Origin of the sequence: Streptomyces sp. NPDC085900 (genome assembly GCF_044540925.1) — a bacterium.
In the GTDB taxonomy this organism is placed as follows: domain Bacteria; phylum Actinomycetota; class Actinomycetes; order Streptomycetales; family Streptomycetaceae; genus Streptomyces; species Streptomyces gilvifuscus.
On record NZ_JBITSP010000003.1, the window covers coordinates 130940 to 141378 of the forward strand.

The 10439-nt window shown below is 71.4% G+C and carries 11 protein-coding genes; 8 read left to right on the top strand and 3 right to left on the bottom strand.

What is annotated here, in order from left to right:
- Nucleotides 1-90 precede the first annotated feature (90 nt).
- The 4 genes from ACIGDI_RS09960 (at nt 91) to ACIGDI_RS09975 (ending at nt 3996) form a co-directional block, all read left to right on the top strand.
- Nucleotides 91-567 (top strand): SH3 domain-containing protein, encoded by a 477-nt coding sequence (locus ACIGDI_RS09960; protein ID WP_399893300.1) that lies wholly within the window; start codon nt 91-93, stop codon nt 565-567.
- Nucleotides 568-610: 43 nt separating this feature from the next.
- Entirely contained in the window at nt 611-1972 is a 1362-nt protein-coding gene (locus ACIGDI_RS09965) for an FtsW/RodA/SpoVE family cell cycle protein (protein ID WP_399893303.1), read from the top strand.
- Entirely contained in the window at nt 1969-3426 is a 1458-nt protein-coding gene (locus ACIGDI_RS09970) for a penicillin-binding transpeptidase domain-containing protein (RefSeq protein WP_399893306.1), read from the top strand. The genes ACIGDI_RS09965 and ACIGDI_RS09970 overlap by 4 nt, the downstream gene beginning before the upstream one ends.
- A 66-nt stretch (nt 3427-3492) precedes the next feature.
- Entirely contained in the window at nt 3493-3996 is a 504-nt protein-coding gene (locus tag ACIGDI_RS09975) for a DUF3291 domain-containing protein (protein ID WP_399893309.1), read from the top strand.
- 11 nt (nt 3997-4007) lie between these two features.
- Here the strand turns inward: ACIGDI_RS09975 and ACIGDI_RS09980 are convergent, their stop codons facing one another.
- Nucleotides 4008-4844, bottom strand: a complete 837-nt coding sequence (locus ACIGDI_RS09980) for a hypothetical protein (protein ID WP_399893312.1) — start codon at nt 4842-4844, stop codon at nt 4008-4010.
- 48 nt (nt 4845-4892) lie between these two features.
- Complete coding sequence (locus ACIGDI_RS09985; protein WP_399893315.1) at nt 4893-6014, bottom strand: ferritin-like domain-containing protein; 1122 nt, start codon at nt 6012-6014, stop codon at nt 4893-4895.
- Nucleotides 6015-6101: 87 nt separating this feature from the next.
- On the opposite strand from ACIGDI_RS09985, the gene ACIGDI_RS09990 reads away from it, so the two are divergent.
- The 4 genes from ACIGDI_RS09990 (at nt 6102) to ACIGDI_RS10005 (ending at nt 9210) form a co-directional block, all read left to right on the top strand.
- Nucleotides 6102-7040, top strand: coding sequence for a diiron oxygenase (locus ACIGDI_RS09990; RefSeq protein ID WP_399893318.1), 939 nt, complete (start codon nt 6102-6104; stop codon nt 7038-7040).
- A 41-nt stretch (nt 7041-7081) separates the two neighbouring features.
- Nucleotides 7082-7729, top strand: a complete 648-nt coding sequence (locus ACIGDI_RS09995; protein ID WP_399893321.1) for a TetR/AcrR family transcriptional regulator — start codon at nt 7082-7084, stop codon at nt 7727-7729.
- A complete protein-coding gene (locus tag ACIGDI_RS10000; protein ID WP_399893324.1) occupies nt 7722-8042 on the top strand; it encodes a hypothetical protein in 321 nt (106 codons plus the stop codon). Before ACIGDI_RS09995 ends, ACIGDI_RS10000 begins: the two co-directional genes overlap by 8 nt.
- A 103-nt stretch (nt 8043-8145) precedes the next feature.
- Nucleotides 8146-9210, top strand: a complete 1065-nt coding sequence (locus ACIGDI_RS10005; RefSeq protein WP_399893327.1) for an NlpC/P60 family protein — start codon at nt 8146-8148, stop codon at nt 9208-9210.
- Here ACIGDI_RS10005 and ACIGDI_RS10010 read toward each other — a convergent pair.
- On the bottom strand, nt 9183-10436 hold the full coding sequence (locus tag ACIGDI_RS10010) for a styrene monooxygenase/indole monooxygenase family protein (RefSeq protein WP_399893330.1): 1254 nt from the start codon (nt 10434-10436) through the stop codon (nt 9183-9185). The genes ACIGDI_RS10005 and ACIGDI_RS10010 overlap by 28 nt on opposite strands.
- Nucleotides 10437-10439: the final 3 nt, after the last annotated feature.

The following is a 10439-nucleotide window of genomic DNA, read 5'->3' on the forward strand; positions in this document are numbered from 1 at the left end:
CTCCCCGATGGCCCAGCGTGACGGGCGGTCGCCGGGCGGCCCTCCTAACGTGGCGGATAGTCAGGTTCGTCCCTTTCGTGGAGGTACCCCATGTCCCTGCGCTCCCCTCGCGGCGCCCTCACCCGCCTCGCCATAGCCACCGCCGCCGGTGCCCTCCTCGCCTCCGTCGCCACCACCCCGGCACTCGCCGACGACGAGGGCGGTGGAGGCGGTGAGCAGTCGGTCAGCCGGGGCGACGGCTGGAACGGGGACGGAGGCGGCGACCAGACGGCCGGCCGTGACGACGGCTGGAACGGCAACGGAGGCGGCGACCACGGCGACCAGCACGACCCGCGGCTGTACCGGGGCGTCGTCACCGCGAGCGAGTTGTTCCTGCGCAGCGCGCCCAACCGCGGCAGCCAGGTGATCCGCGTGGCTCACCGGGGCGAGCGCGTCTCGATCTTCTGCAAGACCACCGGCCAGAACATCCAGGGCAACAACCTCTGGTACCTCCTCACGGACGGCACCTGGGCCTGGGGGGCGGCCCGTTACATCGACACCATCGGCCCCACGCCACGCTGGTGCTGAGACCCTGAGGTCACAACACCCACTATTTGGGTAAGTTCCGGACATGACCAACGCCGGAACCGCCGTGGCCGAGGCGGACGCCCCCGCTCCCGCCGTCCGCCTCCCCCGGCGCCGTGGCATCGAGCTGGCCCTGATCGTCCTCGCCGTCCTGCTCTGCGTGTACGGCTACTGCGACGTCGGCCTCGCCAGGAACGGCACCGTCCCGCCCGGCGCCGCCGGTTACGGCGCCGGGCTCGGCGTGCTCGCGCTGCTCGCCCATTGGGCGGTGCGGCTGCGGGCCCCGTACGCCGATCCGCTGCTGCTGCCGATCGGCGTGCTGCTCAACGGACTCGGCCTGGTCCTGATCTACCGCCTCGACCTGGAGACGCCCGGCGACCGGGCGGCCCCCACCCAACTGGTGTGGTCCACGCTGGGGGTGGCCCTGTTCATCGTGGTCGTACTGATGCTGCGCGACCACCGGTGGCTGCAGCGCTACTCCTACGTGTGCGTCGCCGCCGCCCTCGTCCTGCTGGCGCTGCCGATCCTCTTTCCGGCCGTCAACGGCGCCCGCATCTGGATCCGGATCGCCGGATTCTCCATCCAGCCGGGCGAGTTCGCGAAGGTGCTGCTGGCGGTGTTCTTCGCCGCGTACCTGGCCGCGAACCGCAGCGCGCTGGCGTACACGGGCCGGCGGGTGTGGTTCGTGCAGCTGCCCACCGGCCGCGTCCTCGGCCCGATCCTCGCCATCTGGCTGCTGAGCGTCGGCGTCCTGGTCCTGGAGCGCGATCTGGGCACCTCCCTGCTCTTCTTCGGCCTGTTCGTCGTGCTGCTGTACGTCGCCACGGGCCGCACCGGCTGGATCGCCGTCGGCCTGCTGCTGGCGTCCCTGGGGGCCGTGGCCGTCGGCTGGCTGGAGCCGCACGTGCACAGCAGGGTGGAGGACTGGCTGCACCCGCTCGCGTCGATCGAGGCGGGGCTGGGGCCGAACCAGCTCGCCCAGTCCCTGTTCGCCTTCGCCGCGGGCGGTGTCCTGGGCACCGGCCTGGGCCTCGGCCACTCGGTGCTCATCGGCTTCGCCACCAAGTCGGACTTCATCCTTGCCACGGCGGGCGAGGAGCTGGGCCTGGCCGGCCTGTCCGCGATCTTCCTGCTCTACGGCCTGCTGGTGGAGCGCGGCTACCGGGCCGGCCTCGCCCTGCGCGACCCCTTCGGCCGCCTCCTCGCGGTCGGTCTGGCCTCGATCGTCGCGCTGCAGGTCTTCGTGATCGCGGGCGGGGTCACCGGCCTCATCCCGCTCACCGGCCTGGCGATGCCCTTCCTGGCGCAGGGAGGTTCCTCGGTCGTCACCAACTGGGCGATCGTCGCCCTGCTGATCCGGATCAGCGATCGCGCCCGCAGGCAGTACGACGGCGAGAGCGCCCCATGACCCGCTGCATCCGGCACGCGGCCGTCTTCTGCGCCCTCCTCCTGGTCGCGCTCCTCGTCAACGCCGCCCGCATCCAGATCGTCCTGGCCGGCCCCTACGACCACGATCCGGCCAACCGCCGCACCACGATCGCCCGTTACGACCGGCCCCGCGGCGACATCCTGGTCGGCGGACGGTCCGTCACCGGCTCCCGGGACTCCCGCGAGCAGCTCCGCTACGAACGGACGTACACGGACGGCCCGTTGTACGCGCCCGTCACCGGCTTCGCCTCGCAGATGTACGGCACCACGCTGCTGGAGCACACGCACGACGCGATCCTCTCCGGCACCGACCCGGTCCTCACGCCGCTCCCCCTGTGGAACGACTTCACGCGGGCCCACAGCCCGGGCGGACACGTCGTCACCACGCTCGACCGGGCGGCGCAGGAGGCCGCTTACGAGGGCCTGGACGGGCGCAAGGGCGCGGTCGCGGCCGTGGAGCCGACCACCGGGAAGGTGCTGGCGCTGGTGTCGTCGCCGTCGTACGACCCGGGTCTGCTGTCGGGGAACTCCGCCGCCACCGAACGCTCCTGGGCGCGGCTGAACGCCGACCCGGACAAGCCGATGCTGAACCGGGCGGTGCGGCAGACGTATCCGCCGGGCTCGACGTTCAAGGTGGTCACGGCGGCGGCGGCGCTGGACGCGGGGGTCGTCCGGGACGTCGACCGGCCGACGGACTCGCCCGACCCGTACCGGCTGCCGGGTACGCGGACGCTGCTGGCGAACGAGGGCGACGGGTGCGAGGACGCACCGCTGCGGGACGCGTTCGAGTGGTCGTGCAACACGGTGTTCGCGAAGCTCGGGGTGGATGTCGGGGTGGCCGACATGGCGGCCACGGCGCAGGCGTTCGGCTTCAACGACCCGGGCGTGCGCGTGCCGTTCTCGGTGGCGCCGAGCACCTTCGACACGACGGTCGACAGGGCGCAGCTGGCGCTGTCCTCGATCGGCCAGTACAACACGCGGGCCACACCCCTGCAGATGGCGATGGTCGCGGCGGCCGTCGCGAACGACGGGGAGCTGCGGGAGCCGTACCTGGTGGAGCGGACCACGACGGACGGTGGCAGCACGCTGTCCGCGCCGGGGCCGCGCCCGGTCCGCCAGGTGATGCGCCGCACGACGGCGGAGCGGATGAAGGAGCTGATGGAGGACGTGGTCACGGAGGGCACGGGAGCCAACGGGGCCATCCCCGGCGCGACGGTCGGCGGCAAGACCGGCACGGCCCAGCACGGCGTCGGCAACTCCGGGACGCCGTACGCCTGGTTCGTGTCCTGGGCGCAGGGGGACCGCGACCCGGAGCCACGGGTGGCGGTGGCCGTGGTGGTGGAGGACGCGTCGGCGGACCGGGGGGAGATCACCGGCGGCGGGGTGGCCGCGCCGATCGCGCGGGCGGTGATGGAGGCGGTCCTGGACTCCTGAGCGGGCCTTCTCGGTCGATGAGACGGGGCTACCGGACGCGGCGGCTCCCTACCTAACGTTCGGTACATGGATTCAGCCGCGTACGAACTCGCCCAGGTCAACATCGGCCGTCTCAAAGCCCCTCTGGACTCACCTCAGTTGAAGGACTTCGTCGACAACCTCGACCCCGTGAACGCCGACGCGGACGCCGCCGACGGATTCGTGTGGCGGCTGCAGAGCGACGCCGGCGACGCGACGGACATCGCCGTGTTCGGCGACGAGTGGCTGATCATCAACATGTCCGTGTGGCGGGACCCGAACGCCCTGACGGCCTACATGTACCAGGGCCGGCACCGCGAGATGCTGGCGCGGCGCCGGGAGTGGTTCGAGCGGGTCGCGGAGGCGATGGTGGCCCTGTGGTGGGTCCCGGCGGGCCACCGCCCCACGGTCGCGGAGGCGGAGGAACGCGTCCTGCATCTGCGGGCCAACGGCCCGACGCCGTACGCGTTCACCCTGCGCACCTCGTTCCCGCCGGGCACTCGGACCCCGGTGTCGGCGGATCTCCCCGAGGACCTGGGCTGCCCGGTCTGACGTACCGTCCGTCACCCGATGGGCTTGCGCATCTCCGTGCGGATCCGCGCCGTGGTCGCCGCCGCCTTGTCCAGGTCCACCTCGGAGGGGTCCTGGCTCATGGTGGCGGTGGTGACCTCGGCGACGGAGGCACCGGTGTTGCCGTCGGCCCAGCCGCAGACCGGCACGGTCACCTGAGTGCCGAGCTGGGTCTGGGTGAGCACCTCGCAGCTCACGGTGATGCCGTCGGAGCCCTCGGGGTGGAAGTCCTGCGCGGGTACGGCCACCTTGGCCCCGGCGCCTTCGGCTGCGCCCCGCATCATGTTCTTGCGGGTCAGTTCGGTGTGGTTGAACCGCCCGTACATGCCCGACACCACGAGCGTGCCGCGGGTCTGGTCGCCGCCGAGGCTGTACTGGCCGACCACGGCCCGCACGTCCTTGGCGTCCCAGGCGCCCTCCGCCTCGTTCTCCACCTTCTGGCCCTCGGTGTCGGAGAGGTCCTTGGCGAGCTCGTAACGGCCGTCCACCAGGGTCCTGGGCAGCGACAGCGTGTACTTGGCCTCGGGGAAGCTGCCGCCGGTGACCTTCGCCCCGACCATCGCGAGCCCCACGACGACCGCCACGATCAGCGCGACGACTCCGCCGACGATGCCGAGCACGAGACCGGTCCGGCGCTTGCGCGGGGGCGGGGCCATCGGGGGCGCGCCCCAGCCGTAGGGCTGCTGCTGCGGGTAGGGCGTTCCGTACGGCGGCTGCGGCTGCGGCTGTTGCGGGTACGGGCCGGAGGCGTAGGGGCCCTGCGGGGGCTGCTGCCCTCCGTAGGGGTTCGGCGGCCCGTAGGGGCCCTGCGGCGGTGGTGGCGTGGACACGTCGGCACGTTACTGCATACGGGCGTGTCCGCGGCCCGCGACGGGGTGTCAGCCCTCCCCGACGCCCTCCCCGACGCCCGCCTCGATGGCCTCCGTCACCTCCGCGACCCGCTCGCTCTCCTCCGCCGCGAACCGCTCTGCGTCCAGCTGCTCGGCGATCTCCTCGTCCTGCGCCATCAGCAGGTCCAGGTTGGAGTCGCCCATCTCGAAGACGCCCATGTCGACGTAGGCCTGCTGCAGCCGCTTGCCCCACAGGCCGATGTCCTTGACGCACGGCACGATGCGGGAGAACAGCAACTGCCGGAACAGCGCGAGGAATTCGGACTGTTCGCTGTACTCCTCGGCCTGCGCGGTGGGAATGCCGAAGTTCTCCAGGACCTCGACGCCCCGCAGCCGGTCGCGCATCAGGTAGCAGCCCTCGATGACGAACTCCTCGCGCTCGCGCAGTTCGGCGTCCGTGAGCTGCTTGTAGTAGTCGCGCAGCGCCATGCGCCCGAAGGCGACGTGCCGGGCCTCGTCCTGCATGACGTAGGCGAGGATCTGCTTGGGCAGCGGCTTGGTGGTCGTGTCGCGGATCATGCCGAAGGCCGCCAGCGCCAGCCCCTCGATCAGCACCTGCATGCCCAGGTAGGGCATGTCCCAGCGGCTGTCGCGGAGCGTGTCCCCCAGCAGCGACTGGAGGTTGTCGTTGATCGGGTAGACCATCCCGACCTTCTCGTGCAGGAAGCGGCCGTAGATCTCGGCGTGCCGCGCCTCGTCCATGGTCTGCGTCGCCGAGTAGAACTTGGCGTCCAGGTCCGGCACCGACTCCACGATCCGCGCCGCGCAGATCATGGCGCCCTGCTCGCCGTGCAGGAACTGGCTGAACTGCCAGGACGCGTAGTGCTGCCGCAGTTCGCCCTTCTCCCGGTCGCTCATCTTCGCCCAGTACGGCGTCCCGTACAGCGAGATGGCCTCGTCCGGGGTGCCCAGCACGTCGTGCGGGTCGACCTCCAGGTCCCAGTCGATGCGCCGCTGCCCGTCCCACTGCTTGTCCTTGCCCTTCTGGTACAGGGCGAGCAGCCGGTCCCGTCCGTCGTCGTACTCCCAGCTGAAACGGGCCGCGCCGGAGGCGGGAACCTGCCAGAGATAGTCACCGGGGTCATTGGTGTACAGGTCATGGGTCGGCATACCCCGCAGGCTCACACGTAGACGCCGAGTCAACAAGTCCCGTGCAGGGGATTGACTGCCTTGCTGACAGGCAGTCTCATAAGAGCCATGACGACTCTCACGGAAGCCGACGCGCTCGACGGCCTGCGCGACGCTCTCGGGCTGCTCAAGGACCGCGAGCAGGTCGCCGAGCGACTCCTCGCGTCCTCCGCCAAACACTCCTTCGACCCCGACAAGGAACTGGACTGGGACGCCCCCTTCGAGGAGGGCAAGTGGTTCTGGCCGCCGGAGCTGGTGTCCCTCTACGACACCCCGATGTGGCGGCGGATGAGCGAGAAGCAGCGGATCCTGCTGTCCCAGCACGAGGCCGCCGCCCTCGCCTCGCTGGGCATCTGGTTCGAGATCATCCTGATGCAGCTGCTCGTGCGGCACATCTACGACAAGGCGGCGACGAGCGCGCACGTGCGCTACGCGCTCACCGAGATCGAGGACGAGTGCCGGCACTCGAAGATGTTCGCCCGGCTGATCTCGCACGGGGGCACGCCCTGGTACCCGGTGGCCCGGGCGCACCAGCACCTCGGCCGGCTGTTCAAGACGATCTCGACCACACCGGGGTCGTTCACCGCCACGCTGCTGGGCGAGGAGGTCCTCGACTGGATGCAGCGGCTGACCTTCCCGGACGAGCGGGTGCAGCCGCTGATCCGCGGCGTCACGCGCATCCACGTCGTGGAGGAGGCCCGGCACGTGCGGTACGCGCGTGAGGAGCTGCGGCGGCAGATGGTGACGGCGCCGAGGTGGTCGCAGGAGTTCACCCGGGTCACCTCCGGCGAGTTCGCGCGGGTGTTCTCGGTGGCGTTCGTCAACCCCGAGGTCTACACGAACGTCGGGCTCGACAAGCGGGAGGCTCTGGCGCAGGTGAAGGCCAGCGGGCACCGGCGCGAGATCATGCAGACGGGCGCCAAGCGGCTGACCGACTTCCTGGACGACATCGGTGTGCTGCGGGGGGTCGGCCGGCGGCTGTGGAAGTCGTCGGGTCTTCTGGCCTGACGCCGTCCGCGGGCCGGTGGGGGGCCGACTACGCTGCATCCATGACCCCTGCCGCGCCCGCCTATCGCCGCCTGAGTGTCGAGGAGCGCCGTAGTCAGCTCCTCGAGGCCGCCCTCGGCCTCTTCGCGCACCGCGCGCCCGAAGAGGTCTCCCTCGACGACGTGGCAGAGGCGGCCGGAGTCTCCCGCCCACTGGTGTACCGGTACTTCCCGGGCGGCAAGCAGCAGTTGTACGAGGCCGCGCTGCGGTCGGCCGCCGACGAGCTGCGGCTGTGCTTCGACGAACCACGGAAGGGGCCGCTCCTGCCCCGCCTCGCCCGCGCCCTCGACCGCTACCTGGCCTTCGTCGACCAGCACGACGCCGGGTTCAGCGCCCTCCTCCAGGGCGGCAGCGTCGTCGAGACGTCCCGGACGACCGCCATCGTGGACGGCGTGCGCCGGGCCGCCGCCGAGCACATCCTCAACCACCTCGGGGTGAGCGACCCCGGTCTGCGACTGCGCATGACCGTGCGGATGTGGATCACCGCCGTGGAGGCGGCCTCGCTGATCTGGCTGGACGAGGACAAGCAGCCGCCGCTCGACGAACTGCGGGACTGGCTGGTGGAGCAGTTCGTGGCCGTCCTCAGCGTGACCGCGAACCGGGACCCGCAGACCGCGGCACTGGTGCGGACCATGGCCGAGGATGTCTGACACTGGTGCCGTGAGAAGCGAACCGACCCCTTTCGAGGGTGGGCCCATGGACGGCCGGGTGCTGCCGGTGCTGGTCGGTGCCACCGGGCACCCGCCCAAGACCTACCGCATCCCGGTCCCCGACCCGGCCGGCGGGCCGGACACCGTGCTGGTCTACCGGCGGGTGCCCCGCGGGCACAGCAAGCGGCTCGGGATCCCGCAGGGCTGGAAGTACGCGTACGACCCGGAGGGCGGGGACACCGGCCGGCCGAAGTGGCCCTGGTCCCGTCCGGACGCCACGCCGGGCGGCAAGCCGGAGGACACCGACGGGTGACGAGGTTGCGCCGAACCGCGCACACTCGCCGCGCGAAGCTCCGGAGTCCGTCGCAGGCTCGCGGTGCGGGGCAGAGGGGCTGCCCCGCACCGGAGGTGATGGCATGTCAGGAAGGCTTCTGCGTCTGGTGTGTACGGCCGCGGTGGCGGCCGGCACCGTCCTCGCACCGCTGCCCGCCACGGCCGCTCCCGAGCCCGGGACCGGCGAGCGTTCCGTCTCCGAACTGCTGACGGACCTTCAGCGACTGTACCGGGAGGCCGAGCGGGCCACCGAGACGTACGACGCCACCGAGGAGAAGCTGACGAAGCAGCGGGCCGAGGTCGAACGCCTGGACACCGAGCTGACCCGCACCCGGCTCGCCCTGCGCGACAGCCGGGGCGCGGCGGGACGGCTGGCCCGCGAGCAGTACCAGAACAGCACCGCCCTCTCCCCCTACGTCCGCCTGCTCCTCGCCCGCGACCCCCAGCAGGCCCTCGACGAGGGCCATGTCATCGGCCAGTTGGCCCAGGAACGCGCCAGGACCGTCGGCCGCCTCACCGGCACCGAGAAGAAGGCCGCCGACCTCGCCCGCAAGGCGCGCAAAGCGCTCGACGAGCAACTCACCCTCGACGCACGGCAGAAGAAGAACCGCGACGACGTACAGAAGCGGCTGCGGGACGTCGAGGAGCTCCTCGTCTCGCTCACCCCGCAACAGATCGCCACAGTCGGCGAGTTGGAGAAGAGCGGCGTCGACACCGCGCAGCGCTCGCTCGTGACCTCCGGGGCGCTCGGCGACGAGCGCGAGCCGTCACGGGCGGGCGACCGGGCCCTGCGCTACGCGGTGCAGCAGCTCGGCAAGCCGTACCGGTGGGGCGCGGCGGGCCCGGAGTCGTACGACTGCTCGGGGCTGACGTCCCAGGCGTGGGCGCACGCCGGGGTGCCGGTTCCCCGCACCAGCCAGGAGCAGTGGGCGCGGCTGCCGAAGGTCCCCCTCGACCGGCTGCGCCCCGGCGACCTGGTGGTCTACTTCCCCGAGGCCACGCACGTGGCGATGTACCTGGGCGCGGGAAAGGTGATCCAGGCCCCCAGGACGGGCGAGCAGATCAAGGTCTCCCCCATCGCCTCGTATCCCGTCCTCGGGGCCGTGCGGCCGGACGGTGATCAGGCCCCTGCGACCGAGGCGAGGTAGGCCTCCGCCTTCGCCGGCTCGTAGAAGAAGTTCTCGAAGTCGGCAGGATTGTCGAAGCCGTTGGCGAACCGGTCGGCGACCGGCTGCAGCTGGCCGGCGGCGCCGATCAGGTTGAGGATGTGCTCCGGCGGCGGCGCGAGCATCGCGTTCGTCCACTTGGTGACGTGCTGGGCCGTCTGCCAGTAGCGGTCGAACGTCGCCTGCATCCAGCTCTCGTCGAACTCCTTCTCGCCGTGCTCCAGGATCGACGCGAGGTAGGCGGCGGCGCACTTGGAGGCCGAGTTGGAGCCCTGTCCGGTGATCGGGTCGTTGGCGACGACGACGTCGGCCACACCGAGGACCAGACCGCCGCCGGGGAGGCGGCCGATGGGGTTGCGGACGGTCGGGGCGTACCGGCCGGACAACGTGCCGCCGGCGTCGGTCAGTTCGACCTTGGTGGCCCGCGCGTACTCCCAGGGCGTGTACCGCTCCATGAGTTCCAGGGTCAGGGAGAGGTGCTCCGCGGGGTCCTTGACGCCGTTGAAGACGTCGAGCGGGCCGCCGGGTATGCCCTCCCAGAACAGGATGTCGGCGCGGCCGGAGGTGGTGAGCGTCGGCATGACGAACAGCTCGCCCACGCCCGGGACCAGGTTGCAGCGGACCGCCTCGCGGTCCGGGTGCTCGGGACGCGGGCCGAGTCCGTGCACGTAGGAGACGGCCAGGGCGCGCTGCGGCTCGCTGTACTGGGAACGCGAGGCGTCCCGGCCGAACATCGACACCAGCTCGCCCTTGCCCGCCGACACCAGCACCAGGTCGTAGGTGCGGGAGAAGTAGTCGAGGTCGGACACGGCCGCGCCGTGGATGACCAGCTGGCCGCCGCGCTGCGCGAAGGTCTCCATCCAGCCGGCCATCTTCACCCGCTGGTCGACCGACTGCGCGTACCCGTCGAGGTCGCCCACCCAGTCGATCGCACGGGCGGCCGGGCCCTCGCTCCAGGAGCCGGGGGCCGCCACCGAGACGCCGAGTCCCTCGATCTTCGGGGCCTGGGACTCCCAGAAGTTCAGCTGGAGATCGCGCTCGTGCTGCAGTGCCGTGTGGAACATGCACTGCGTCGACATGACCCGGCCGGAACGGATCTCGTCCGCCGTCCGGTTGGACATCAGGGTGACCTCGTACCCGTGCGACTGGAGGCCGAGGGCGAGCTGGAGTCCGGACTGGCCGGCTCCTACGACGAGTATCTTCCGCATGCG

What these genes read in the sequence shown, in the direction of transcription:
- ACIGDI_RS09960 (WP_399893300.1), top strand. Translation starts at nt 91, where the DNA reads ATGTCCCTGCGCTCCCCTCGCGGCGCCCTCACCCGCCTCGCCATAGCC.
- ACIGDI_RS09965 (WP_399893303.1), top strand. Translation starts at nt 611, where the DNA reads ATGACCAACGCCGGAACCGCCGTGGCCGAGGCGGACGCCCCCGCTCCC.
- ACIGDI_RS09970 (WP_399893306.1), top strand. Translation starts at nt 1,969, where the DNA reads ATGACCCGCTGCATCCGGCACGCGGCCGTCTTCTGCGCCCTCCTCCTG.
- ACIGDI_RS09975 (WP_399893309.1), top strand. Translation starts at nt 3,493, where the DNA reads ATGGATTCAGCCGCGTACGAACTCGCCCAGGTCAACATCGGCCGTCTC.
- ACIGDI_RS09985 (WP_399893315.1), bottom strand. Translation starts at nt 6,014, where the DNA reads ATGCCGACCCATGACCTGTACACCAATGACCCCGGTGACTATCTCTGG.
- ACIGDI_RS09990 (WP_399893318.1), top strand. Translation starts at nt 6,102, where the DNA reads ATGACGACTCTCACGGAAGCCGACGCGCTCGACGGCCTGCGCGACGCT.
- ACIGDI_RS09995 (WP_399893321.1), top strand. Translation starts at nt 7,082, where the DNA reads ATGACCCCTGCCGCGCCCGCCTATCGCCGCCTGAGTGTCGAGGAGCGC.
- ACIGDI_RS10000 (WP_399893324.1), top strand. Translation starts at nt 7,722, where the DNA reads ATGTCTGACACTGGTGCCGTGAGAAGCGAACCGACCCCTTTCGAGGGT.
- ACIGDI_RS10005 (WP_399893327.1), top strand. Translation starts at nt 8,146, where the DNA reads ATGTCAGGAAGGCTTCTGCGTCTGGTGTGTACGGCCGCGGTGGCGGCC.
- ACIGDI_RS10010 (WP_399893330.1), bottom strand. Translation starts at nt 10,436, where the DNA reads ATGCGGAAGATACTCGTCGTAGGAGCCGGCCAGTCCGGACTCCAGCTC.